Source organism: Bradyrhizobium sp. AUGA SZCCT0176 (assembly GCF_018130145.1).
GTDB lineage: Bacteria > Pseudomonadota > Alphaproteobacteria > Rhizobiales > Xanthobacteraceae > Bradyrhizobium.
Window position 1 is genome coordinate 300742 of record NZ_JAFCMB010000007.1, and the last position, 24487, is coordinate 325228.

The following is a 24487-nucleotide window of genomic DNA, read 5'->3' on the forward strand; positions in this document are numbered from 1 at the left end:
GAAGGGTGTTTTTGCACCCTCCCAACCCATTGCATCAATTGATCTTTTCGATCGCCATCGCGACGCCCTGACCAACGCCGACGCACATAGTTGCCAAGGCAAGCTTGCCGCCGCGCTTCTCCATGCCGTGCACCGCCGTCATCGCCAGCCGCGCGCCGCTCATGCCGAGCGGATGGCCGAGCGCGATGGCGCCGCCATGCGGATTGACGAAATCGGCATCGTCCTTGACGCCGAGTTGCCTGAGCACGGCGATGCCCTGCGAAGCGAAAGCTTCATTGAGTTCGATCAGATCGAAATCGCTGATCTTGATGCCGAGCCGCTCCATCAGCTTGCGGGTCGCCGGCACCGGGCCGATGCCCATGATGCGCGGCGGTACCGCGGCCGAAGCTAACCCAAGGATGCGCGCCCGCGGCGTCAGCCCGTGCTTCTTCACGGCGGCTTCGGAGGCGAGGATCATCGCGGCGGCGCCGTCATTGACGCCGGACGCATTGCCGGCCGTCACCGTGCCGGGATTGCGCACGATCGGCTTCAGTTTTGTCAGACCTTCGAGCGTGGTTTCCGGACGCGGATGTTCGTCCTTGTCGACGGTGATCGGACCGGCCTTGCCGCCGGGCACGGAAACCGGGGTGATTTCTTCAGCGAAATAGCCGGCGGCGATCGCAGCGCCCGCACGCTGCTGCGAGCGGATTGCCATCGCGTCCTGGTCGGCGCGCGACACCTGGAATTCCTCTGCAACGTTCTCGCCGGTCTCCGGCATCGCGTCGACGCCGTATTGCGCCTTCATCAAGGGATTGATGAAGCGCCAGCCGATGGTCGTGTCGAAAATATCGGCAGAGCGTGAAAACGCTTCCGGCGCCTTGCCCATCACGAACGGCGCCCGGGTCATCGATTCGACGCCGCCGGCAATGGCGAGATCGATCTCGCCTGCGCGGATCGCGCGGCCGCCGGCACCGACCGCATCGAGGCCCGAGGCGCAGAGACGATTCAGCGTCTGGCCGGGAACCGAGTCCGGCATACCCGCGAGCAGCAGCGCCATGCGCGCCACATTGCGGTTGTCCTCGCCGGCCTGATTGGCGCAGCCGAAAAACACCTCATCGACCGCTTTCCAGTCGAGATTGGGATGCTTGGCCATCAGCGCCTTGATCGGGACGGCTGCCAGATCGTCGGCGCGCACCTTGGCGAGCGAACCGCCAAAACGGCCGATCGGTGTCCGTACGGCATCGCAAATGAACACATCACGCATTGAATCTCTCCCTGAACGCCGCGTTTGGGCCGTTGACCCCACTGAATTGATGGCGAGTTTTAGGAGCGGTGCCGCGAGAGGTCAATTGACACTCGTCGTCCCGGCGAACTCAGATGCGCAATTGCGCATCGGGGGACCTATACTCTGCGGCGGAAATTGTTGGAAAATGGCGTCTGCCACCATTTTCCCACCGAGAGGCCGCGGCGTATGGGTCCCCCGATGCGCAATTGCGCATCTGAGGTCGCGCTTCGCTTGCCCGGGACGACGGGGGAAAACGTGGATTCTCGGGGCAAAGCGATAGGATCGGACGGCAGAATTTTGTAGTTTGCGCCCCGCAATGACGATCCAGCAAAACATCCCCGCACCCCCGCCTCCCGAGGCAACTCCGGCCGCCGACGCGCCCGCGCGCGTCACGCCGATGATGGAACAATACCTTGAGATCAAGGCCGGCCATCCCGGGCTGCTGCTGTTCTACCGGATGGGCGATTTCTATGAGCTGTTCTTCGAGGACGCCGAGATCGCTTCCAGGACGCTCGGCATCGTGTTGACAAAACGCGGCAAGCATCAGGGCATGGATATCCCGATGTGCGGCGTGCCGGTGGAGCGCTCCGAGGATTATCTGCATCGCCTGATCAATGCCGGTCATCGCGTCGCGGTGTGCGAGCAGACCGAGAATCCCGCCGCCGCACGCGCGCGCGGCAACAAGAGCGTGGTGAGCCGCGGCGTGGTGCGGCTCGTCACACCGGGCACGCTGACCGAAGACACCCTGCTCGACGCCAAGACCAATAATTACCTGCTGGCGATCGCGCGGGCGCGGGGATCAAGCGGCGGCGACCGCATTGGCCTTGCCTGGATCGATATCTCGACCTCCGAATTCATGGTCACGGAATGCTCGACCGCCGAGGTCGCAGCCACCTTGGCGCGGATCAATCCGAATGAAGTCATCGTCACCGACGCGCTCTACGGCGATGCTGATCTCGGCGCCCTGCTGCGCGAACTGCCGGCGGTGACGCCGCTGACCCGCGACGTCTTCGACGGCGCTACCGCGGAACGACGGCTGTGTGATTATTTCGCGGTCGCCACCATGGACGGCCTTTCCGCCATGTCGCGGCTGGAAGCGACCGCGGCGGCCGCCGCCGTGACCTATATCGACCGCACGCAAGTTGGAAAGCGTCCGCCGCTGTCGCCGCCGTCGCGCGAAGCCGCCGGCACCACCATGGCGATCGATCCGGCGACGCGGGCCAATCTTGAATTGACGCGTACGCTGGCGGGCGAGCGGCGCGGCTCGCTGCTCGATGCAATCGACTGCACGGTCACCGCGGCGGGATCACGGCTGCTGGCGCAGCGCCTTGCGGCCCCGCTGACCGACAGCGCCGCCATCGCGCGGCGTCTGGACGCCATCGCCACCTTCGTCGCCGACAGTTTTGCGCGCGAGGATATCCGCACCACGCTGCGCGCGGCGCCCGACATGTCGCGCGCGCTGGCGCGATTGTCGGTGGGCCGCGGCGGCCCGCGCGATCTGGCTGGGCTGCGCGACGGCATCCTCGCCGCGGACCAGGCGCTGGCGCGACTGGCGCAACTGGATGCGCCGCCGGCCGAGATATCAGCCGTAATGGAGGCGCTGCGCCGACCCTCGCGCGATCTTGCGCGTGAATTCGAACGGGCGCTCGCCGAACAATTGCCGCTGATCAAGCGTGACGGCGGCTTCGTCCGCGAAGGCTATGAGCCCGCGCTCGACGAGAGCCGCAATCTGCGCGATGCCTCGCGTCTCGTCGTGGCCGCGATGCAGGCCCGCTATGCCGACGACACCGGCATCAAGGGCCTGAAAATCCGTCACAACAATGTGCTGGGCTATTTCGTCGAGGTGACGGCGCAGCACGGTGACAAGCTGATGACCGCGCCCTTGAACGCGACCTTCATCCATCGCCAGACGCTGGCGGGCCAGGTGCGCTTCACCACCTCCGAGCTCGGCGAGATCGAAGCCAAGATCGCCAATGCCGGCGACCGCGCGCTCAACCTGGAATTGGAAATCTTCGAACGGCTGTCGGTCATCGCGCTTGCCGCCAGCGACGATCTGCGCGCCGCGGCGCACGCGTTTGCGCTGCTCGATGTCGCAACCGCGCTGGCAAAACTTGCGGTCGACGACAATTACGTGCGGCCCGAGGTCGATGGCTCGCTCGGTTTTGCCGTCGAGGGCGGCCGCCATCCCGTGGTGGAAGCCGCGCTGAGGCGCGACGGCCAGCCGTTCATCGCCAATGCCTGCGATCTTTCGCCCGGGCCGGGCCAAAAATCCGGCCAGATCTGGCTGATCACCGGCCCGAACATGGCGGGTAAATCGACCTTCCTGCGCCAGAACGCACTGATCGCCCTGCTGGCGCAGATCGGCAGCTACGTGCCGGCCTCGCGCGCGCGGATCGGCGTCGTCGACCGGTTGTTCAGCCGCGTCGGCGCCGCCGACGATCTGGCACGCGGGCGTTCGACCTTCATGGTGGAAATGGTTGAGACCGCCGTGATTTTGAATCAGGCCAGCGAGCGCTCGCTTGTGATCCTCGACGAAATCGGCCGCGGCACCGCGACCTTCGACGGCCTGTCGATCGCATGGGCCGCGATCGAGCACCTGCACGAAAGCAACCGCTGCCGTGCGCTGTTCGCGACGCATTATCATGAGCTGACCGCGCTCTCAGCCAAGCTGCCGCGGATGTTCAACGCCACGGTGCGCGTCAAGGAATGGCAGGGCGACGTCGTGTTCCTGCACGAGGTGCTACCGGGCTCGGCGGATCGTTCCTATGGCATCCAGGTCGCGAAACTCGCCGGCCTGCCGCCGGCCGTGATCGCGCGCGCCAAATCGGTGCTGGCAAAGCTCGAGGCGCAGGACCGCGGCCAGACCGCGCGCGCCTTGGCCGATGATCTCCCGCTGTTCGCGGTGCCCTCGCGCGCCGCAGCCGAACCCGCACCGCCGAGCGAGGCTGAGCAATTGCTCGCCGCCGTGAAGGCGCTGCATCCGGATGAGATGTCGCCGCGCGAAGCGCTGGATGCGCTCTATCGGCTCACGACGCTGGCGAAAGAACGCAAGGCTTGAGGCGCGCCGCGAAAGCGTTCGCATGGATTGCGCTGGTGTACGGCGCGCCGCCCGCGCTGCTGTTGATCTCCGCGCTGTTTGAAGGCGGCTGGCGGATAATCGTGTTTCTCGGATTGATCGCGCTGCCGCTGTTGCCGCTGATCCTGATGCAGGATTCACGCAACTGGCGGACGCCACCGCCCGGCGTGCCGCTGGCGGTGGCATTGGTCTCGCTGGTGGCGACAACGCTGCTGTATTTGCGCCTGTTTGGCGTCATTCAGTGGAGACTGCCCTGGGGCGCAGCGGGCTAGCGGCCCAATTCGGCGAACGGCTGGATCAACTTCAGCGTGGCGGCGAGGCGGATGCTGCGCTTGCCGGCCAATGCGGTTGCCTCCATTTCAGCACCGTTGGCGTCGCAGCGCCCTGAGAAACCGATGCCGACTTCATAACCGCCGAACAGCGGATGCTCGGCCTTCGCCGGGGTATGTTCCTGATTGACGAACTCGCCCTTCCAGCTGCCGTTCGCCGAACTATAGGCCCCGAGATAATAGAAAAACGCGTCGCCGCCGAGAATGCGACCGTCATGCAGCAGCATCACCCCGGTATGCCCGCCGGCCAGGCCGTCCAGCATCCGGATGTCGATCGAGTAGAGTCCGCTGACGATACCGCCGTCGCCGACCATACCGGGCGGCGGAACGTCGTCATTGCCGAGCGGCGTCATGACGGCGCGAAACACCGAGCCGGCGTCCTCCACCACTTCACCCGCGAAGCGATAGGCCTGGCCCTCTGCCCTGCCGCGTATGCTGAGCGTGACCTGGTCGGAACTGACCAGCGACCTCGGGCGTGGCGACGCGCTGTGACGCCGGGTCCTGAGCCTGGCGACGATGACGCCGTCCACGATCTGGTAGCTGCCGAAATGGGCGAATGCCGTATTGCCGCCGAGCATCGTTCCGGCATTGGCGTACAGCACGCTGCGGCCGGAGCCCTCGTTGATGTCGTATTCGACCTTGTACAATCCCTCCACCGCACGCCCCAGTTCTGCTCTGCCAGCAACCTAGCGGGTCTGCCGGTGGCGGTAACCATCAATCTTCAGTTCAGCGACGAAATGCCTGATACCGCCGCCTATGTCTCTCGCAACCAGACCTCACCAACTGAGTGATCGGAACGCTTGCGGAGCACGACATCGGCACGTGTGCGGGTAGGCAGAATGTTCTCACGGAGATTTGCGCGATGATGCTCACGCCACAGCCTGTTCGCGACCTCGCGCGCATCGCTTGGTGGCAGATCCCTGTAGTGGTGGAAATATGAGGCGGGCTGCTGGAAGGCGGTCCGCTGCAAACTGAGAAAGCGCTCGACGTACCACGACTGGATATCGACCTCGTCAGCGTCCAGGTAGATCGAAAAGTCGAAGAAGTCAGAGACGACCATGGGCGCCGTGCCGCGCGCATGCAGCACGTTGAGGCCCTCAAACATCAAGATGTCCGGATGCCGAACGACCTGATGCTCCGAAGGCACGATATCCCCGATCAGATGCGAGTACCCTGGCAGTTCAAGATCGCCCCTGCCCGCTTTCACCGCCGACAGGAACCGCAGCATTCTCGGCAGGTCGTAACTCTCAGGAAAGCCCTTCCGCCGCATCAGCCCTCGTTCCTCCAGAACCCGGTTGGCATGCAGGAACCCGTCAGTGGTAACGAGTTCGACCCGGCGATGGTCCGGCCACCGCGCCAAAAGCGCGCAAAGCACGCGGGCAAACGTGCTCTTGCCAACGGCAACACTGCCCGCCAACGCGACGATATAAGGCGCGCTGTGCGGTGCACGACCCAGGAACGCACTCTTGACATGTGCAAGGCTACGCGCCGCGGTGAAATGAAGGTTCAGCAGCCGAGCTAGCGGCAAGTATATGTCGGCGACTTCGTCTGACGTGATCGGCTCGTTCAGGCCGCGAAGTGCCGTGAGGTCCGCTTCGGAGAGCGTCAGCGGTGTGTTGAAGCGTAACGCTGCCCACTCGCTTCGTCCGAAGGTCATATATGCCGAAAGCTCCTCGGATTGGCTCATCGGTTCCGCTCTCGGCAAAGGTGGACGCACTCACCAATTTGGCCGCAGTAAATCCATGTTGCAACTCGGATTACAGAAGGGATCGTCACCGCACAGCCTTCCGCCGTCCCTTCCACCACAGCGCCAGATTCCACGAGACGCAGGTCGCGAGCCCGAGGCTCAGTCCGATCACCGAGCCGAACTGCAACGCGGCGACGTGCAGGACCGCAATCGCAAGGCCCAAACCGATCAAGCCCCAGGCGCTGTTGGCGAGCACGGCTGCGGTCGGTGGGCCGCCGATGCGCGGGTGCAGGATCAGCATCATCGAGGTGAACACGATCGGAAACAGCGCGATGATGCCGCTGATTTTTGGGCCGACCCAACCTGACGTCGTGACCACGGTAGCGACCAGGGTTGCAACCAGCGAGGCGCGCAGGGGAATGTCGTACCAGCGCCGCGTTACCGGCGGCATCTTGACGTGACGGTAGCGCGCGAGCAGCGGCACGCAGACTGCAAAGGCGATGGCATTGACGACCAGGCCACTGGCCAGCGTCCAGGGCACCGAGCGAATGATCGAGGCAAGTGCGATCCACACCGCGACCGCGGAAAGGCAACTGACGACCGCGCTCCGGCGCTGCGCCAGCACGACATAGGTCAGCCCCATAAAGATCGTCGCGGCGTTGATCGGCAGGCTCGCCAGCGCACCTTCGGCGATAAAGGCCGCGTCATGATCGAGCGCGAGAAATACGTAGGACGGCCCCGCCGAAATCGGCAATGTCGCGATCAGCGCGCCGATCACCGGGCCTGACTTCTCGGTGATGATGGACGCCGTCACCACGAACGCCGCTGTTATCACCATGCGCAGGACGAGCGTCAGGAGGAAGATGGATTCGGGAGACATTTAAAGCCGGGCCGCTTTCTTACCCTCCCCTGGAGGGGGAGGGTCGGCTCACATGGAGCGTAGCGAAGTGTGAGACGGGGTGGGGTGACGGTCTCTCAACTTGGCGACCGCTCGCGTGGAGAGACCGTCACCCCACCCCCGCCGCTTCGCGTCGACCCTCCCCCTCCAGGGGAGGGTGAAACGAGGCTCACACCCGCTTCATCGACACCGCGACCTTCGGGCCGTTGCGGATGGTTTGATAAACCACGCAATAGCGCTCGGTGAGCTTTAGCAGGAGATCGAGCTTGTCCTGCGGGGCGTCGGTCTCGACGTCGAAGCGCAGGCGGATTTCGGCGAAACCGACCGGGGCTTCCTTGTCGACGCCGAGCGTGCCGCGAAAATCCAGATCGCCCTCGGCGATGACGTGGCCGGACTTGAGCGGAATTTCGACTGCGGTCGCGACCGACTTCAGCGTCACGCCGGCGCAGGCGACCAGCGCCTCCAGCAGCATGTCGCCGGAACATAGTTCGAGCCCGGAACCGCCGGTGGCGGGATGCAGGCCTGCAACGGCCAGCGCACGGCCGGTTTCGACCTTGCAGGTAAGGCCTTCATTGTCGATCGAGCCCTTGGCTTTGAGCGTAATGACGGCGGCTGAGGGATCGGACTTGTAGCGCTCCTTGATCGGGGCCTGCATCGCACGAAGTTCGGCGGCGTCCATTTTTTTCTCCCGGCTGTTTTTGTACGTCCGGATTTAATGCCTTATGGAGCCGATGTCACCACCACATCGCCTCGCCGGTGGTCGATTTGGCATCGGCGTCAGGCACATTGCGGTCGAGCGAACGATCCAGCGCGGTCAGCACGCGGCGCTTGAAATTGTCAAAGTGCGGCGAATTGCGGTCGCGCGGCCGCGCCAGATTGATTTTGATCTCCTCGAATAGCCGCCCCGGCCGCGGCCGCATCACAAGCACGCGATCCGCCAGCACCACGGCCTCATCGACGTCATGCGTCACCAGCATGAGCGTGGGACGGGTATCGTTCCAGAGATCGAGCAGATGGTCCTGCAGGTCCCGCCGCGTGAAGGCATCGAGCGCCGAAAACGGCTCGTCCAGCAGCAGCACTTCCGGCTGCGGCACCAGCGCGCGCGCGATCGCGACCCGCTGCGCCTGCCCGCCGGACAGTTCGCGCGGCCAGGCATTGGCCTTGTCGGTGAGGCCGACCCGCGCCAATGCACGCGCGACCTTTTCGCGCCTGATGGCGGCAGGCAGGTCGGAGAGACCGAAACCGATATTGTCAGCGACGCTGAGCCACGGCAGCAGCCGCGGCTCCTGGAAGATGATGCCGATCTTGGCGTGCGGGGCAGTAATTGCAATGTCGTCCAGCGTCACCGTGCCCGTGGTGGCGCGGTCGAGGCCGGCGATGGCCCGCAGCAAGGTGGATTTGCCGCAACCGGAGCCGCCTATGATGGCGATGATCTCGCCGAGTTGGATGTCGGCAGAAAACCGCTCCAGCGCGTGGACGCCGTTCGGATAGGTCTTTCCGACACGATCGAGCGCGAGCATCAGGCCGCTCCGCTCTTGCCGCCGAACGCATCCTGCCAGCGCAGCAATGGCGCGGTGGCGATCTCGATCAGCCAGTCGGTGGTCTTGCCCAGTATGGCGAAGATCACGATCGCGGCGACGATCTGCGCCGGCTTGCCGAGTTGCTGGCCGTCGATCAAGAGATAGCCGAGCCCTTCGGAAGCGCCCATGAATTCGGCCGCGACGACGAACATCCATCCCAAACCAAGGCCGACGCGCAGCGCCACGACATAGGCCGGCAGCACCGCGGGCAACAGGATGCGGCGGATCATCGCCGGGCCACTGAGCCGGAACGTGCGGCCGACCTCGACGATCTTGCGGTCGACCGAGAGGATCGCGCCCATCACGCCGAGATAGACCGGAAAGAACACCCCGACCGCGATCAGCGCAACCTTCGAGGTTTCGAAAATACCGAGCCACAGGATGAACAGCGGCACCCAGGCGATCGACGGTATAGCGCGCAACGCCTGCACCGTCGGATCGAGCAGCCGCCGCGCCAGTCCCCAATAGCCGGAGATCGCGCCGAACAACGTGCCGGCGACGACACCGATGACAAAACCCGAAGCGACCCGGCTCAGCGTCGCGATGATATGGCGCGAGAGCTCGCCGCTCCTGGCGAGTTCCACCATGGTGGCGAAGATTTTGGTCGGCGGCGGCACCAGCCGGCCGTTGGAAAAGCCTGCCCAGACCGCGATTTCCCAGGCCAGCGCGAGTCCCACCGGCAGCAGCAGCCCCAGCGCCGGCCCCGCATAACGCCGCAGGCGCGCCGACGACGCTTTTGGCGTCATCGCATCGGTCCGTTCCAGCGCTGGCAGTTCAACGGTCATGGCCATAGCAAGAACGCGTCTTTCGAGGGATTGCAAGGTGGCGGATGGGAGGGCGTGAACTCATGTCCCCGTCGTCCCGGCGAAGGCCGGGACCCATACGCCGCGGCGGAAATTGTCGAAAAAGGAAACAACGACCGGCGCGCACAAACAATGTCCGCTGGTGGTTATGGGCCCCGGCCTTCGCCGGGGCGACGATGCTAATTCGTCGGCAGCGGGACCTGATCGTCGATCAGCGCATCCAGCGTCGCCTTGACGTCGACGGTGGCGGCAACGACCCCGGCCTGCTGCAAAGCGAGGCCAGCGGCGAGGATGGATTCGCGCTGCGGTGCGCCGATGCGGCTGTGGGTCAGTTCGGTGCGCTCCTTGAGCTGCTTGTCGACGACCGCGTCCGGCAGCTTGGTGATGCCGATGAAAGTTTTCTTCAGGTCGTCGTAATTGGCCAGCGAGTATTTGCGCGCCTCTTCGTATACCGCGAGCACGCGGCGAACCGCGTCCGGATGGTCCTTCAGGAACTGCTCGCGCACATTGAGGATGCCCCAGGTGTTGGCGTCGGGCTTGCGGAAGAACAGTTTGGCGCCCTCCTCGACTTCGGCCTGCGCCATCATCGGATCGAGCCCCGCCCAGGCGTCGACGTCGCCGCGGATCAGTGCGGTCTTGCCGTCGGCGTGCTGCAGCAGCACCGGGGTGATGTCTTTTTCGGAGAGGCCCGCGCCGAGCAGCGCACGCACCAGGAAGATGTGCGGATCGGTGCCGCGCGTCACCGCGACGCGCTTGCCCTTGAGGTCGGCAATGCTGGCGATCTTGGAATCCTTTGATGTCACCAGCGCGGTCCATTCGGGGCGCGAATAGACATAGATCGACTTGATCGGATTACCGTTGATCTTGGCGACCAAAGCGGCCGAGCCCGCGCTCGATCCGAAGTCGATCGATCCGGCGTTGAGGAATTCGAGCGCCTTGTTGGAACCGGCCGACTGCACCCAGACGACGTTGATGCCGTCCTTGGCGAACTCCTTTTCCAGCAGGCCCTTCTGCTTGAGGATCATCGACACCGGGTTGTAGGTCGCCCAGTCGATGCGAATTTCCTTGAGCGGGTCGGCGGCGAAGGCCGCACCGGGCAGCAAGGTCGAGGCTGCGATAACAGCAGCAAACGCGCGCCGTGAAATCCTGGACATTCCCTGGTCTCCTCTTATCCCAAAAAAAACTGTCTTTTATTTCAATGAGTTAAACCGCAAGGTCAACCAGAAAATAGCTGCCGCGAAAGCTGCGCCCTGGGAACAGGTTTGCCCAAAGCAACGCGAATCCAGCATAGAACTACTGTTGCCTCACAATCATCCGTGACAGCGTCTGCGCCGTCCGATATCGGGATAGATCATGGACAGCGTTGTGACCGAGGACCGCCCTGTGGCGGATGATCGTTTTGATACCGCGCGGATCACCGCCGCGATCGATGCGCTCGCCGAAAAAAATGCCGGGCGCGAGGACGTGTTTCGCTCGGCGATGGCGCAATTGCTCAAGGCCGAGATGATCGCGGCGCGAAAAACCGCGCAAGCCGTGCTGCTGAAGGACCGCCACGGCCGCCGCTGCGCGGAGCGATTGTGTTTCGTGCAGGATGAAATCATCCGCATTCTCTATTCCGCCGCCACGCGGCACCTCTATCGCTCGCATGTCCGATCGGGCGAAGAGCGCATGTCTGTCGTCGCCACCGGCGGTTATGGCCGCGGCCTGATGGCGCCGGAATCCGATATCGATCTGCTGTTCATCCTGCCCTACAAGCAGACCGCCTGGGGCGAGCAGGTCGCCGAAGCCATTCTCTATTGCCTGTGGGACATGGGACTGAAGGTCGGCCACGCCACGCGTTCGGTCGATGAATCGGTCCGGCAGGCGCGCGGCGACATGACGATCCGCACCGCCATCCTCGAAACCCGGTTCCTGACCGGCGACCAGCCGCTCTACGACGAACTGGTCGCGCGCTTCGACAAGAACGTGGTGCAGGGCACCGCGGCTGAATTCGTCACCGCCAAGCTCGCCGAGCGCGAAGAACGCCATCGCCGCGGCGGGCAGTCGCGCTATCTGGTCGAACCCAACGTCAAGGACGGCAAGGGTGGCCTCCGCGACCTGCACACGCTGTTCTGGATCGCGAAATATGTCTATCGCGTGCGCGAGACCGATGAACTGGTCGAGCGCGGCGTGTTCGACGCGCAGGAATACCGCACCTTCCGCCGCTGCGCCGACTTCCTGTGGTCGGTGCGCTGCAATTTGCATTTCGTCTCCGGCCGCGCCGAAGAGCGGCTGTCGTTCGACATGCAGCGCGAGATCGCGGTCCGCCTCGGCTATACCTCGCATCCCGGCATGCAGGATGTCGAGCGCTTCATGAAGCACTACTTCCTGGTCGCCAAGGACGTCGGCGACCTCACCGCGATCCTGTGCGCCAAGCTGGAAGACGAGCAGGCCAAGCCGGCGCCGGTCTTGAGCCGCGTCGTGGCGCGGTTCAGGCCCAGCATCAAGCGTCGCCGGGTGCCCGACAGCGACGATTTCATCATCGACAACAATCGCATCAATCTCGCGGCGCCCGACGTCTTCAAGCACGATCCAGTCAATCTGATCCGGATCTTCCGTCTCGCACAGAAGAACAACCTCGCCTTCCATCCCGACGCGATGCGCACGGTGACGCGCTCGCTGAAGCTGATCAACACCGGCTTAAGGGAAAATCCGGATGCCAACCTTCTGTTCATGGAGATCCTGACGTCCGACAACGCCGAGACCGTGCTGCGGCGCATGAACGAGACCGGCGTACTCGGTCACTTCATCCGCGCCTTCGGCAAGATCGTGTCGATGATGCAGTTCAACATGTACCACCATTACACGGTGGACGAGCATCTGATCCGCTGCGTCGGCTTCCTGCAGGACATCGAGCGCGGCGGCAACGACGAGTTCACCGTCGCCAGCGACCTGATGCGCAAAATTCGCCCCGAGCACCGCGCGGTGATCTACATCACCACGCTGCTGCACGACATCGCCAAGGGCCGGCCCGAAGACCATTCGATCGCCGGCGCCAAGGTGGCGCGGCGGCTGTGCCCGCGGCTCGGCTTCAACGCCGCCGATACCGAGACGGTAGCGTGGCTGATCGAAGAGCATCTGACCATGTCGACGGTGGCTCAGTCGCGCGACCTGTCGGATCGCAAGACGATCGAGAATTTCGCCGCCGTGGTGCAGTCGGTCGAGCAGATGAAGCTCTTGACGATTCTCACCACCGCGGACATCCGCGGCGTCGGTCCCGGCGTTTGGAATGGCTGGAAGGCGCAATTGCTGCGCACGCTGTATTACGAAACCGAGCCGGTGCTGACCGGCGGCTTCTCCGAAGTGAACCGCGCTCAGCGTATCGCGGTGGCGCAATCCGAATTCCGCGCGGCCTTCACCGAATGGCCGGAGCAGGAACTCAACGCCTATATCGCGCGGCATTACCCGGCCTATTGGCTCAAGGTAGAGCTACCGCGAAAAATCCGCCACGCGCGTTTCCTGCGGGCCAGCGAACAGGCCGGCCACAAGCTTGCGATCAATGTCGGCTTCGACGAAGCGCGCGGCGTCACCGAACTGACGATCCTGGCGACCGACCATCCCTGGCTGCTGTCGATCATCGCCGGCGCCTGCGCGTCGGCGGGCGCCAACATCGTCGACGCGCAGATCTACACCACCACCGACGGGCGCGCGCTCGACACCATCGCCATCTCCCGCGAATACGACCGCGACGAGGACGAGGGCCGCCGCGCCACGCGAATCGGCGAGATGATCGAGCAGGTGCTGGAGGGCAAATTGCGCCTGCCCGAAGTGGTGGCGCGCAAGGCGGCCGCGCGCGGCAAGGTGCGGCCCTTCGTGGTCGAGCCTGAAGTCACCATCAACAATCAATGGTCGGACCGCTACACCGTGATCGAGGTCTCCGGCCTCGACCGCCCGGGTCTGCTGTACCAGCTGACGACGGCGATCTCGAAGCTCAACCTCAACATCGCCTCCGCCCATGTCGCGACCTTCGGCGAGCGCGCCCGCGACGTGTTCTACGTCACCGATCTGCTCGGTGCGCAGATCACTGCGCCGACGCGGCAGGCCGCGATCAAGAGCGCGCTGCTGCACCTGCTCGCGAGCGAGGACAACGCCGCCCAGCCGGCGGCGTGATCCGTCACTCTTCTCTCAGAACTGGGTGATCGGCTCCAGCTTCTCGCCCTTGCGGAACGCGCGCAGCGGCGCCGTGTCGGTATAGACCCGCTCCTCGATGATCTTGCCATTTTTGATGCGGAACTTGTCGACGCCGCGCCACTCGAACCTGACGCCGCCTACGTTGCGCGTGGTCTGCCATTCGATGATCACGACGTCGCCGCGCGAGGTCCAGTCCAGCAATTGCCAGACGAAATCCGGCGCCGCCGCGGTCTGCACTTCCATCAGCCGGTCGAGTTCGTTGCCCGCCACGCGCCGGCCCACCAGCGGCGTATGCAGCGAGCCTTCGGGGTGCCAGAGATCGAGAAAGGCTTTTCCGTCCCGCGCCGCCCAGGCGGCGGCAAATCGCGTCACAAATTCCTGAATTTCTGCGTCCGTCATTGGTCGTCTCCTTGTTGGAATGTGGGGAGACGCTAGGGGCGTCGCGGCAGACTGTCTGGCGGTTTACGGACCTGACATGTCTCCGTCATTCCGGGGCGCGCGTAGCGCGAGCCCGGAATCCATAACCCCGATCGGGAGTATGGATTCCGGGCCTGCGCCAAGAGGCGCATCCCGGAATGACGCGTTGAGAGATTGCACGCCCATTACGCGCCGATCACTACACCCTCATGCTCCAGCAACCACCGCTTCCGCTCGAGGCCGCCGCCATACTTGACCAGCGCGCCGTTGGCGCCGATCAGGCGATGACAGGGCACGACGACGCTGATCGGGTTGGAGCCGTTGGCATGACCGACCGCACGCATGGCTTTTGGCGCGTTCAGTTGGGCTGCGAGCGCGCCGTAGCTCATCGTTGTGCCGGCAGGTATCTTCGGCAATGCAGTCCAGACCTTTTGCTGGAACGGCGTACCCGCAACGCGCCACTTGATCGCGTTGAGGCGATCGAGATCGCCTTTGAAATACGCCGTTAGCGCCGACCTCAGCTCTTTCGGTGATCGCGCCTCCTCGAGATCGACCAGACCATATTGCAGCCGCAGCAACTCCTTCATGCGCGGCCCGTGCTCTTCCCAATCCAGCGCACGCAGCACGCCGCCGGAATCGGTCACCAGCAACGCGGTTCCGATCGGCGTTTGCAGCCGGTCGAGATTGAAGGTTTCAGGCGGCTTCGCGCTCATCGATTTTTCCGGACAAGGCGGGATGCGGTACACCCGCGGCCCACAGATGCAACGCCGCATAGGCGCGCCACGGCCGCCAGCGCTCGCTGCGCGTCAGCAATTCCGCAGGCGACGGCCGCCGACCTTCGCCGTCGGTCATCGCGCGGAGCAATCCAATGTCGGCGGCGGGGAACGCATCGGGTTCGCGGAGCTCGCGCATGGCGATGTATTGCGCGGTCCATTCGCCGATTCCCGGCAGCGCCCTCAATTTCACGATAGCATCCTCAAGGCTGGCGCCGCGGCTGAATATCGCGGGATCGGCCGAGATCGCCTGCGCCAGCGAGGTCACCGCCATCGCCCGCGCACCGGGCATCCCGAGCGTTGTCAGATCGGAGCTAGCAATCCGCGCCGCAAAGGGAAACAGATGGCTGAGACCCTCGCTGTCTGTCATCGCAGGCGGCAGCGGATCGCCAAAGGCCTGCACCAGTTTGCCGAGCAGTTTGGTCGCGGCAGGAACCGTGATCTGCTGGCCGAAGATCGCGCGCACCGCGAGTTCGAAACCGTCCCATGCCCCAGGGACTCGCAAGCCCGGCCGCGCCGCGACCAGCGGCGCCAGCCTCGGGTCGAGCGCGAGATGCGCGCCGATCGTATCGGGATCGGCGGCGAGATCGAACACCCGGCGGACCCGCGCGATGACCTGCGGCAAGGCCGCCATCTCGGGGAAGCGAACGCGGACGTCGATCCGGTTCTTCGGCGCGGGCACGACGCTGATCACGCCGCACTTGCCGCCGATCGCAATCGTGCGGCGATAGCTATCGCCGGCAACGATCTCGACACCGGGAATGGCGCGGGCGCTGAGGAACGACAGCATCGCGTCCCAATCATAGGGCGGCCGATACGGAAGACGAACCGACAGCGCACCGGCTTCACGCCTGGTCTTGTCGCGGGAACGCCGCAACGCGGCCGGCGGACGTCCGAACAGTTCCAAAAAGGTTTCGTTGAAGCGGCGCACGCTGTTGAAGCCGGACGCCAGGGCGACCTCGGCCATCGGCAGCGGCGTTTCGTGGATCAACTGCTTGGCAAGCAGCACCCGTCGGGTTTGGGCCACCGCAATCGGCGAAGCGCCGACGTGTTGACGGAACAGCCGCCGCAATTGCCGCCCGCCGACGCCGAGCCGATTAGCCAGACCTTCTACATCGTCACCATCGAGCCCGCCGGATTCGATCAATGCCAGCGCGCGCGAAACCGTGTTGGAGCTGCCGCGCCAGAACGCGAGGTCAGGCGACACTTCCGGCCGGCAGCGCAGGCAGGGACGGAAGCCGGCCTCCTGGGCTGCGGCCGCCGAAGCATAGAACGACACGTTCTCGAATTTCGGGGTGCGCGCCGGACAGATCGGCCGGCAATAGATGCCGGTGGTTTTTACACCGACAAAAAGCCGCCCGTCGAACCTGATATCCCGGGTCGAAATCGCGCGGTAGCAAGCGGTACGGTCCATATCCATCAGGAAATCATCCACCATCGTGCAGGGCATGTCCCGCGCTTTGCGCGCGGATGCGCGGCTCAGTTCTCGAAAATCAGGCAAGTCGTGGTGCCCTGGGCAAGCAAACGTCCCTTGCTATCCGTGATGCGTCCTTCCGCGGTGCCGACCCGCCGGCCGCTGCTGAGCACAATGCCCTCGGCCCTGATCGTGCCGGTCTCGGGCGTAATCGGTCGAACCAGCGAAATCTTGAACTCCAGCGTCGTCGATCCCAGACCTTTCTCCAGGGTCGACTGAATGGCCAGCCCCATGCAGCTGTCGAGCAGCGTGGCCGAGAAGCCGCCATGCACGGTGCCGGCTGGATTGAGATGGTCGTCACTCGGTTCGGCGGTGATGACCACGCGCCCGCTCGCGGCTTCGGTGACATCGTAGCCCAGTGTGCGTGCGATCGTGTTGAGGGGCAGCGTGCCATCCGCGAGCCCCTGGACAAATTCCAGGCCGCTCATTTCCTTGCGCCTGATGACGCTGACGGTGCCGTATGTTCTGTCGGTACGCATTCCCATTGATTCCTCGCGCTGTCGCTCGATCGAAGCATCTGATATCGCGTCCCGCCTGTCTCGCGGTTTTCGGACCTCATCATTCTCTGCAAAATATCGGCACGCCGCCGCACTTTTCACGCTGAGCGTGCTAGCGTCCACCCGAATTCCGCTGTCGGTTTTGGGGGGCCGCCACATGACGCTTTTCGCCAATTGTCTGGTCGCGGTGGTCGCCGCGCTGCATGTCTATTTTCTGGTGCTGGAGATGTTTCTCTGGACCAAGCCGCTGGGGCTGAAGACCTTCCGCAACACGATCGAGAAGGCAACGGAATCGGCGGTGCTGGCCGCCAATCAAGGGCTCTATAACGGCTTCCTCGCCGCTGGCCTGGTCTGGGGCCTGGTCCATCCAAACCCGGGCTTCGCGTTCCAGATCAAGGCATTCTTTCTGCTCTGTGTGATCGTGGCAGGCAGCTACGGCGCCGCGACCGTCAGCCGTCGGATCTTGTATGTGCAGGCGGCGCCCGCGGCGCTCGCATTGATCCTGCTCTGGTTGGCGTAAACGCCTGGCCGTTCTGGCTGGGCCGCTTCGTTCAGAAAGGAACTGGCGCTGCCGTGTTCCGCACGGCATCGTTGTCCGTTTTCGGTATCCCGTGCGGGCTCCAATGCCCAATGCGGTGTCATTCGGAACGTGCACATGTCGATTGGATTCTTTTTGGGCAGACAGCAATTGCTGCCCTCGAATTAACCTTGCCCTCGCCAGCCAGAAATCCAGGACCGTTTCAACTTGCATCGCCTTGCATTGCAGCATCCGTTCCGCCACTATTGCAACCAGCGATGGCGTCCACCGGGTCATATTAGGTCCCAAGACAAGATCATCGGCTCAATCAACACATGAGGAAACGAGCAATATGAGGAATGGTATTTTCCATTTGATCACCGGCACGGCGCTCGCGATTGCCCTGTCGGCTTCGTCGGCCTACGCGCAGAAGAAGTACGACACCGGCGCGACCGATACCGAAATCAAGATCGGCCAGACCGTGCCGTTCTCGGGCGCCTATTCCGTCTATGCCAATATCGGCAAGACGCAGGCCGCCTACATGAAGATGATCAACGACCAGGGCGGCATCAACGGCCGCAAGATCAATTTGATCCAGTATGACGACGCTTACAGCCCGCCGAAGACGGTCGAGCAGATCCGCAAGCTCGTGGAGAGCGATGAAGTCCTCCTCACTTTCCAGGTTATCGGAACCGCGGCAAACGCCGCCGTTCAGAAATATCTCAACGGCAAGAAGGTGCCGCAGCTGTTCGCCGCCACCGGCGCCTCGAAGTTCACCGATCCCAAGAACTTCCCCTGGACCATGGGCTACAACCCGAACTACTTCGTCGAGGGTCGCATCTACGGCAAGTACATTCTGAAAGAACATCCGGATGCCAAGATCGGCATCCTCTACCAGAACGACGATCTGGGTAAGGACTATGTCAACGGGCTGAAGGCGGGCCTGGGCGACAAGGCGGCTAAGATGATCGTGGCCGAGTCTTCCTACGAAGTCTCCGACCCGACCATCGATTCGCAGGTGTTGAAGATCAAGGACGCCGGCGCGACCCTGTTCTACAGCGCCTCGACGCCGAAGCAGGCGGCGCAGGCAATCCGGAAGATCCACGAACTCGCCTGGAAGCCGATCCACATCCTCGACATCAACGCCAGCCCGGTCAGCGCCACGCTGCAGCCGGCAGGCCTCGAAGCGTCGAAGGGCGTGATCAGCGTCAACTATGGCAAGGATCCGGCCGATCCGACCTGGAAGGGCGATCCGGGCCTGCAGAAGTATCTCGACTTCATGGCGAAATACTTCCCGGAAGGCGACAAGATGAACACGGTGAATACCTACGGCTATTCGACCGCTCAGCTGCTCGTGCAGGTGCTCAAACAATGCGGCGATGACCTGACCCGTGAAAACGTCATGAAGCAGGCGGCCTCGTTGAAGGACGTCGTACTCGACCTCGGCCTGCCGGGCATGAAGATCAACACCGGCCCCGACGACTACCGCGTCAACAAGCAGTTGCAGATGATGAAGTTCAACGGCGAGCGTTGGGAACTGTTCGGCCCGATCCTCGAGGACGCCGGCCCGGCGGGCTAGCCTCAGCTTCCATCGATACGAATGATCGGCGGTCCCTCGGGGTCGCCGATTTTTTGTGCGTTGTTATTTCGGGATTTCCCCAAACGTCTTTCCGACCGGCAGCACCGCGTGCCGGACCAGCCGCGAATCCTCCACCGCCGCCTGGCGGTGCTTCACCGCCTCGCGATACGCAGGGTCGCGGATCATCTCGGCGAAGGCGGCGACACTTGGATATTCGGCGATGAAGCAATGATCCCAGCGCTCTTCCGCCGGCCCGATCAGCATCAGTTCGAACCGTCCCTGCCAGACGATCCGCCCGCCGAGCCGTTCGAACACCGGCCCGCTTTCCCGTCCATACGCCGCATAGGCTTCAGCCCCTGACGCCTTGCGGCCGTCGGGATAGGCAGCTTGTTCCCGCAGACGGACCAGATTGAGCATGTGGATCGGGCCCGGCCGGTCATTGGCCCGAAATTGCGCGAACACTTCCTTGGTCGGATCGATGTGGCCCATGGCGGCTTCCCTTGCTGACATATGCTGTTCCTTTAGCACGCGCCGCCGCACCTCCTAATCCCGCGTTAACCTCTCCGTAACCGCCCCTTAAACTGCGAACGTTAGCTTGCGGCGGGCGGGATGTGAGCAGCGTTTGCGTATGGCGTGGGGACGGAAAAAGAGCGGCGGCCGCAAGGAACCGCAATTCGGGCTCGCCGCCGCGCTGAGCGAATTGCGGCTGTCGCCGCAGGACCGCGTCCCGTCCGGCGACGACAAGCCGAAAAAATCATCCGCCAAGCGTAAACCTGAAAACGATGACGACGAGCCGCCGCGCGAGCGCAAGCCGCGCGCTGGCCGCAGCGGCGCCAAGCGCCGGTCGAAATCACGCGGTGGATTCCGCATCGGCCGGCTGTTCTATTGGGGCGCGGTGCTCGGCCTGTGGGCTGCGATCGCGATCGTCGGCGTCATCATCTGGGTCGGCGCGCACCTGCCGGCGATCCAGTCGCTGGCAATTCCAAAACGACCGCCGACCATCCAGATCGTCGGCCTCGACGGCAGCGTGCTGGCCTCGCGCGGCGAAATGGCCGGCGCCAATGTCTCGCTGAGGGATTTGCCGCCCTATCTGCCGAAAGCGTTCATCGCGATCGAGGACCGCCGCTTCTATTCGCATTACGGCGTCGATCCGATCGGCATCGCGCGGGCGGCGGTCACCAACGTCATGCATCGCGGCGTCTCGCAGGGCGGCTCGACACTGACCCAGCAGCTCGCGAAGAACCTGTTCCTGACCCAGGAACGCACCATCGCGCGCAAGCTGCAGGAAGTGGAACTCGCGATCTGGCTGGAGCGCAAGCATTCCAAATCGGAAATCCTCGAGCTCTATCTCAACCGCGTCTATTTCGGCTCCGGCGCCTATGGCGTCGAGGCCGCGGCGCAACGCTATTTCGGCAAGTCCGCCAAGAACGTCACGATCGCGGAAGCGGCGATGCTGGCGGGCCTCGTCAAGTCGCCGTCGCGGCTGGCGCCGAACCGCAATCCGGAAGGCGCGGAAGCGCGCGCCCAGATCGTGCTCGCGGCGATGGCGGATGCCAAATTCATCACCGACGCGCAGGCCCAAGCCTCGATCGGCCACCCGTCCTATAATGTGAAGCCGGTCGGCGCCGGTACCGTCAATTACGTCGCCGACTGGATCGGCGAAGTGCTCGACGATCTGGTCGGCCAGATCGAACAGAGCATCGTGGTCGAGACCACGATCGATCCCAAACTGCAAAGCGTGGCGGAAGCCTCCATCATCGACGAACTCGCCGCCAAGAGCGTGAAGTTCAACGTCACGCAGGGCGCGCTGGTGGCGATGACGCCGGATGGCGCGGTCCGCGCCATGGTCGGCGGGAGGAATTATGCCGAGAGCCAGTACAACCGCGCGGTTACCGCCAAGCGCCAGCCCGGCTCGGCCTTCAAGCCGTTCGTCTATCTGACCGCGATCGAGGCGGGATTGACGCCTGAGACGATCCGGCAGGATTCGCCTGTTGATATCAAGGGCTGGCGGCCTGAGAACTACACCCATGAATATTTCGGATCGGTGACGCTGACCCAGGCGCTTTCGATGTCGCTCAACACGGTGGCGGTGCGGCTCGGCATCGAAGTCGGCGCCAAGAGCGTGGTGCGGACCGCGCACCGGCTCGGCATTTCCTCGAAGCTGGACGCCAACGCCTCGATTGCGCTCGGCACCTCGGAAGTCTCGGTCATCGAGCTGGTCGGCGCCTTTGCGCCGTTCGCCAATGGCGGGCTCGGGGTTTCCCCGCATGTCGTGACCAAAATCCGCACCAATGAAGGCAAGGTGCTGTATGCGCGGCAGCCGGATCAGCTGAGCCAGGTGATCGAGCCGCGGCACGTCGCGATGATGAACACCATGATGCAGGAGACGCTGCTGTCGGGCACCGCGCGCAAGGCGGAGCTTCCGGGCTGGATGGCCGCCGGCAAGACCGGCACCAGTCAGGATTTCCGCGACGCCTGGTTCATCGGCTACACCGCAAATCTCGTTACCGGCGTCTGGCTTGGCAATGACGACAACTCGCCGACCAAGAAGGCCACCGGTGGCGGCTTGCCGGTCGAGGTCTGGACCCGCTTCATGCGATCGGCCCACCAGGGCGTGCCGGTTGCGAACCTGCCGAAATCACAAGCCGGCGGCGGTGGCCTGCTCTCAAATCTGTTCCCCGCCTCGCAAGTCAACGCGCCGCCACAGCCATCGTATCAGCCATCCGCGCAAGCGCCGGTGCCGCTTGCACCGATCCCCTCAGGCGGCGGCTATCGCCAGCCACCGACGCGCACATCGGCGCCACCGCCCAATCCATCGGCACGCCCGGAGGCGGCCGCGGGACTGGATGGATGGCTGATGGACCGAGTGTTCGGCGGAAATCGCTAGACCGCAGGCCGCAGGCCGCAGGCCCAAAATCGCGAAAACAACCCCATGCAAAGTAGAATGGGGCCCGGTTCTCCGACTTAGTCCTCGACCCCGTAACGGTGCAGGTCGTTGCCGTGGGTATCGAGCCAGGACTTCGCGCGCTCGACATGGCCGCAGACTTTCGCGACGACCCGCCAGAACCGCGCCGAATGGTTCATCTCGACCAGATGCGCGACCTCATGGGCGGCAAGATAGTCCAGCACAAAGGGCGGTGCGAGGATCAGCCGCCAGGAAAACGACAATGATCCGGCCGAGGTGCAGGAGCCCCAGCGGCTCGATTGATCGCGGATCGACACCCGCTTGACCCTGACGCCGAGTTCTTCCGCATAGGCCAATGATGCCTTGTGCAGATCCTTGCGCGCTTCACGCTTGAGGTAATCATGGACGCGGCGGTCCATGTGGTCGGCGCCGCCGGCGACGCAGAGAACTTTCTCGCCGCTGTCGCGGGTTTCGGTCCACACCGTGCCGCGCTCGCCGGCACGATGCACGATGCGGTGCGGAACACCGCGGAGCGGTACCACTGTGCCAGCATGAAACGGTGCGGCCTTCGGCAGGCGACCGAGACGTGCGGCGATCCAACCGCCATGAAGCTGCGCAAAATCCTTTGCTTCCGCCAGCGTGCCGCGCGGCGGCATGGTCAGGATCGCCTCGCGATCGGTCGGATGAATGCGTAACGTGTAACGGCGCGCGCGGCGGTGCCGACGCAGCCGAATCGCAAAGAATTGCGAGCCGTGTTTGACCAAAAGAGTCGCGGGTTCGGCGGGCCGCCGATAGAGGAGGGCGCGAGTAGCCATGTCTGACAGTCCGGGGGGCAAGAGTTCGCCCGGATTCTGCCATAACCGCTGCCACTCAAGCCGCCACTGAAACCGTTCGGCGCAAAAACAAATCATTTGCCCAATATACAGGGGCTGGACTCTATTCCGCCCCTACCGGCAGGGGCTGGAACCAAAAATTTTCGGCTGAATCCAGCCTCACTCCTCGTTGAAAAAATGAAATGTTACTCATTCCTTCAGCACTGCGCGAATCCAGATTCTTTTAATTGATTCAGCAACTTAGTTGAGCCGCAAAATCGATGCTGGAATCGACACTATTCAGCAGCCCCAACCAATTTATCTGATGCAGCGACCAATTTCGGCTTGGTATTGGCCGAAGACAGCATGAAATCGGAAATGCGCGGCACGATTTCGGAGCGGAACCGCGAACCGTTGAACACACCGTAGTGCCCGACGCCCTTTTGCACGTAATGCACGCGGCGATGATCGGGAATCGACGTGCACAGCGAGTGCGTCGCTTCGGTTTGTCCAAGACCGGAGATGTCGTCGTTCTCGCCTTCGACCGTCATCAACGCGACGCGACGAATCTTGGACGGATCGACCAGCTTGCCGCGATGGATCATCTCGCCCTTGGGCAGCGCATGCTTGACGAACACGACGTCGACGGTCTGCAGGTAATATTCTGCGGTCAAATCCATCACCGCGAGATATTCGTCATAGAATTCGCGGTGCTTGTCGACCAGATCGCCGTCGCCCTTCACCAGATTGCTGAACAGCGCCTTGTGGGCGTCGGTGTGACGATCGAGATTCATCGTGATGAAGCCCGAAAGCTGCAGGAAGCCAGGATAGACGTCGCGCATCACGCCGGGGTGTGGGAACGGCACCTTGGTGATGACGTGGTTGCGGAACCATTCGATACCGCGCTCGGCGGCGAGATTGTTCACGGAGGTCGGATTACGGCGGGTGTCGATCGGGCCACCCATCAGCGTCATCGACAGCGGCACGAAGGGATCGTTGGCGCCTTCCATCACGGAAACGGCTGCCAACACCGGCACCGAGGGCTGGCACACCGCGATGACATGCATGTTGCCGCCGAGCACGTGCAGCATCTCGATCACGTAGTCGACATAGTCGTCGAGATCGAAGCGGCCTTCCGCCAGCGGCACCATTCGCGCGTCGGACCAGTCGGTGATGTAGACTTCATGCGTCGGCAGGAAGGCTTCGACGGTACCGCGCAGCAGCGTTGCGTAGTGACCGGACATCGGCGCCACGATCAGCACCCGCGGCTGCGGACTGCGCAGCGGCCGCGTCAGCTTGCGATCGAAATACAGCAAACGGCAGAACGGCTTTTCCCAGATCGAGCGAACCTCGACCGGGGTGCGAACGCCGTTCACTTCGGTCGTGTCGAGGCCCCAGTCGGGCTTGCCGTAACGGCGCGTGGTGCGCTCGAACAATTCGCAGGCCGCGGCGATCGATTTGCCGAATTCGGTGTGCGACCACGGGTTAAGCGGGTTCTGAAACAGGATCTTCGTGGCATCAGTCACGGCGCGGGCCGGATTGAGCGACGCGTGGCCCATTTCGTACATCCAGTACATCGGCGTCGTAAGTGCCGGACTGCCTTCGGCCACCAGTGGCGGTGCTCCGCCAAACTCACCAATCGGCATTGAATTCTGATCCCTCTTTTGCGCCGCAACACAGTGCCGAATGCGCAATAATGCGTCAAT

21 protein-coding genes are annotated in these 24487 nt (G+C 63.6%); 6 read left to right on the plus strand and 15 right to left on the minus strand.

What is annotated here, in order from left to right:
- Positions 1-34: 34 nt before the first annotated feature.
- Complete coding sequence (gene pcaF / locus JQ600_RS19545; RefSeq protein ID WP_212386462.1) at positions 35-1243, minus strand: 3-oxoadipyl-CoA thiolase; 1209 nt, start codon at positions 1241-1243, stop codon at positions 35-37.
- Positions 1244-1580: 337 nt separating this feature from the next.
- Between pcaF and mutS the strand changes: the two genes are divergently transcribed.
- Positions 1581-4322 (plus strand): DNA mismatch repair protein MutS, encoded by a 2742-nt coding sequence (gene mutS, locus JQ600_RS19550; RefSeq protein ID WP_212386461.1) that lies wholly within the window; start codon positions 1581-1583, stop codon positions 4320-4322.
- Entirely contained in the window at positions 4319-4612 is a 294-nt protein-coding gene (locus JQ600_RS19555; RefSeq protein ID WP_212386460.1) for a hypothetical protein, read from the plus strand. Before mutS ends, JQ600_RS19555 begins: the two co-directional genes overlap by 4 nt.
- On the opposite strand, the gene JQ600_RS19560 is transcribed toward JQ600_RS19555, so the two are convergent.
- The 7 genes from JQ600_RS19560 to JQ600_RS19590 form a co-directional block, all read right to left on the minus strand.
- The gene (locus tag JQ600_RS19560; protein ID WP_212386459.1) at positions 4609-5325 is read right to left on the minus strand and encodes a GrlR family regulatory protein; all 717 of its coding nucleotides are present in this window, start codon (positions 5323-5325) and stop codon (positions 4609-4611) included. The genes JQ600_RS19555 and JQ600_RS19560 overlap by 4 nt on opposite strands.
- A 98-nt stretch (positions 5326-5423) precedes the next feature.
- Positions 5424-6356 (minus strand): type I pantothenate kinase, encoded by a 933-nt coding sequence (coaA, locus tag JQ600_RS19565; RefSeq protein WP_212268756.1) that lies wholly within the window; start codon positions 6354-6356, stop codon positions 5424-5426.
- An 85-nt stretch (positions 6357-6441) separates the two neighbouring features.
- Positions 6442-7236 (minus strand): hypothetical protein, encoded by a 795-nt coding sequence (locus JQ600_RS19570; protein ID WP_212386458.1) that lies wholly within the window; start codon positions 7234-7236, stop codon positions 6442-6444.
- A gap of 187 nt (positions 7237-7423) precedes the next feature.
- Positions 7424-7933: an OsmC family protein gene (locus tag JQ600_RS19575; protein WP_192736401.1), complete on the minus strand. Its 510-nt coding sequence runs from the start codon at positions 7931-7933 to the stop codon at positions 7424-7426.
- A gap of 55 nt (positions 7934-7988) precedes the next feature.
- Positions 7989-8774, minus strand: coding sequence for an ABC transporter ATP-binding protein (locus JQ600_RS19580; RefSeq protein WP_212386457.1), 786 nt, complete (start codon positions 8772-8774; stop codon positions 7989-7991).
- On the minus strand, positions 8774-9625 hold the full coding sequence (locus JQ600_RS19585; protein WP_212268753.1) for an ABC transporter permease: 852 nt from the start codon (positions 9623-9625) through the stop codon (positions 8774-8776). Before JQ600_RS19585 ends, JQ600_RS19580 begins: the two co-directional genes overlap by 1 nt.
- A 191-nt stretch (positions 9626-9816) precedes the next feature.
- A complete protein-coding gene (locus tag JQ600_RS19590; RefSeq protein ID WP_212490037.1) occupies positions 9817-10791 on the minus strand; it encodes an aliphatic sulfonate ABC transporter substrate-binding protein in 975 nt (324 codons plus the stop codon).
- 199 nt (positions 10792-10990) lie between these two features.
- Here JQ600_RS19590 and JQ600_RS19595 point away from each other — a divergent pair, with 199 nt between their 5' ends.
- Complete coding sequence (locus JQ600_RS19595) at positions 10991-13786, plus strand: [protein-PII] uridylyltransferase (protein ID WP_212490038.1); 2796 nt, start codon at positions 10991-10993, stop codon at positions 13784-13786.
- A 15-nt stretch (positions 13787-13801) separates the two neighbouring features.
- Here the strand turns inward: JQ600_RS19595 and JQ600_RS19600 are convergent, their stop codons facing one another.
- The 4 genes from JQ600_RS19600 to JQ600_RS19620 all read right to left on the minus strand — a co-directional run bounded on the left by JQ600_RS19600 (position 13802) and on the right by JQ600_RS19620 (position 16950).
- Complete coding sequence (locus JQ600_RS19600; RefSeq protein ID WP_192736396.1) at positions 13802-14206, minus strand: nuclear transport factor 2 family protein; 405 nt, start codon at positions 14204-14206, stop codon at positions 13802-13804.
- A 203-nt stretch (positions 14207-14409) separates the two neighbouring features.
- Positions 14410-14937 (minus strand): methylated-DNA--[protein]-cysteine S-methyltransferase, encoded by a 528-nt coding sequence (locus JQ600_RS19605; protein WP_212386453.1) that lies wholly within the window; start codon positions 14935-14937, stop codon positions 14410-14412.
- A complete protein-coding gene (locus tag JQ600_RS37405) occupies positions 14918-16498 on the minus strand; it encodes an AlkA N-terminal domain-containing protein (RefSeq protein ID WP_312010895.1) in 1581 nt (526 codons plus the stop codon). Before JQ600_RS37405 ends, JQ600_RS19605 begins: the two co-directional genes overlap by 20 nt.
- Positions 16477-16950 (minus strand): PaaI family thioesterase, encoded by a 474-nt coding sequence (locus JQ600_RS19620; RefSeq protein ID WP_212268749.1) that lies wholly within the window; start codon positions 16948-16950, stop codon positions 16477-16479. The genes JQ600_RS37405 and JQ600_RS19620 overlap by 22 nt, the downstream gene beginning before the upstream one ends.
- Positions 16951-17125: 175 nt before the next feature.
- Between JQ600_RS19620 and JQ600_RS19625 the strand changes: the two genes are divergently transcribed.
- Both JQ600_RS19625 and JQ600_RS19630 read left to right on the plus strand, forming a co-directional pair.
- A complete protein-coding gene (locus tag JQ600_RS19625; protein WP_212268748.1) occupies positions 17126-17488 on the plus strand; it encodes a DUF1304 domain-containing protein in 363 nt (120 codons plus the stop codon).
- Positions 17489-17837: 349 nt separating this feature from the next.
- Entirely contained in the window at positions 17838-19064 is a 1227-nt protein-coding gene (locus JQ600_RS19630; RefSeq protein WP_212268747.1) for an ABC transporter substrate-binding protein, read from the plus strand.
- Between the two features lie 63 nt (positions 19065-19127).
- On the opposite strand, the gene JQ600_RS19635 is transcribed toward JQ600_RS19630, so the two are convergent.
- Positions 19128-19553, minus strand: coding sequence for a DUF1330 domain-containing protein (locus JQ600_RS19635; RefSeq protein WP_212386693.1), 426 nt, complete (start codon positions 19551-19553; stop codon positions 19128-19130).
- A 139-nt stretch (positions 19554-19692) separates the two neighbouring features.
- Between JQ600_RS19635 and JQ600_RS19640 the strand changes: the two genes are divergently transcribed.
- On the plus strand, positions 19693-21951 hold the full coding sequence (locus tag JQ600_RS19640) for a penicillin-binding protein 1A (RefSeq protein ID WP_212386452.1): 2259 nt from the start codon (positions 19693-19695) through the stop codon (positions 21949-21951).
- A 77-nt stretch (positions 21952-22028) separates the two neighbouring features.
- Here the strand turns inward: JQ600_RS19640 and JQ600_RS19645 are convergent, their stop codons facing one another.
- Both JQ600_RS19645 and JQ600_RS19650 read right to left on the minus strand, forming a co-directional pair.
- A complete protein-coding gene (locus JQ600_RS19645; protein ID WP_212386451.1) occupies positions 22029-22880 on the minus strand; it encodes a M48 family metallopeptidase in 852 nt (283 codons plus the stop codon).
- Between the two features lie 197 nt (positions 22881-23077).
- Positions 23078-24427 carry a polyhydroxyalkanoate depolymerase gene (locus JQ600_RS19650; protein WP_212386450.1) on the minus strand — a complete coding sequence of 450 codons (1350 nt, stop codon included), beginning with the start codon at positions 24425-24427 and terminating at the stop codon, positions 23078-23080.
- Between the last annotated feature and the right edge of the window lie 60 nt (positions 24428-24487).

Bases quoted from the DNA above. Each gene is read 5' to 3' on its own strand.
- pcaF (WP_212386462.1), bottom strand. From the start codon at position 1,243: ATGCGTGATGTGTTCATTTGCGATGCCGTACGGACACCGATCGGCCGT.
- mutS (WP_212386461.1), top strand. From the start codon at position 1,581: ATGACGATCCAGCAAAACATCCCCGCACCCCCGCCTCCCGAGGCAACT.
- coaA (WP_212268756.1), bottom strand. From the start codon at position 6,356: ATGAGCCAATCCGAGGAGCTTTCGGCATATATGACCTTCGGACGAAGC.
- JQ600_RS19570 (WP_212386458.1), bottom strand. From the start codon at position 7,236: ATGTCTCCCGAATCCATCTTCCTCCTGACGCTCGTCCTGCGCATGGTG.
- JQ600_RS19575 (WP_192736401.1), bottom strand. From the start codon at position 7,933: ATGGACGCCGCCGAACTTCGTGCGATGCAGGCCCCGATCAAGGAGCGC.
- JQ600_RS19580 (WP_212386457.1), bottom strand. From the start codon at position 8,774: ATGCTCGCGCTCGATCGTGTCGGAAAGACCTATCCGAACGGCGTCCAC.
- JQ600_RS19585 (WP_212268753.1), bottom strand. From the start codon at position 9,625: ATGGCCATGACCGTTGAACTGCCAGCGCTGGAACGGACCGATGCGATG.
- JQ600_RS19590 (WP_212490037.1), bottom strand. From the start codon at position 10,791: ATGTCCAGGATTTCACGGCGCGCGTTTGCTGCTGTTATCGCAGCCTCG.
- JQ600_RS19595 (WP_212490038.1), top strand. From the start codon at position 10,991: ATGGACAGCGTTGTGACCGAGGACCGCCCTGTGGCGGATGATCGTTTT.
- JQ600_RS19600 (WP_192736396.1), bottom strand. From the start codon at position 14,206: ATGACGGACGCAGAAATTCAGGAATTTGTGACGCGATTTGCCGCCGCC.
- JQ600_RS19605 (WP_212386453.1), bottom strand. From the start codon at position 14,937: ATGAGCGCGAAGCCGCCTGAAACCTTCAATCTCGACCGGCTGCAAACG.
- JQ600_RS19620 (WP_212268749.1), bottom strand. From the start codon at position 16,950: ATGCGTACCGACAGAACATACGGCACCGTCAGCGTCATCAGGCGCAAG.
- JQ600_RS19625 (WP_212268748.1), top strand. From the start codon at position 17,126: ATGACGCTTTTCGCCAATTGTCTGGTCGCGGTGGTCGCCGCGCTGCAT.
- JQ600_RS19630 (WP_212268747.1), top strand. From the start codon at position 17,838: ATGAGGAATGGTATTTTCCATTTGATCACCGGCACGGCGCTCGCGATT.
- JQ600_RS19635 (WP_212386693.1), bottom strand. From the start codon at position 19,553: ATGGGCCACATCGATCCGACCAAGGAAGTGTTCGCGCAATTTCGGGCC.
- JQ600_RS19640 (WP_212386452.1), top strand. From the start codon at position 19,693: ATGGCGTGGGGACGGAAAAAGAGCGGCGGCCGCAAGGAACCGCAATTC.
- JQ600_RS19645 (WP_212386451.1), bottom strand. From the start codon at position 22,880: ATGATTTGTTTTTGCGCCGAACGGTTTCAGTGGCGGCTTGAGTGGCAG.
- JQ600_RS19650 (WP_212386450.1), bottom strand. From the start codon at position 24,427: ATGCCGATTGGTGAGTTTGGCGGAGCACCGCCACTGGTGGCCGAAGGC.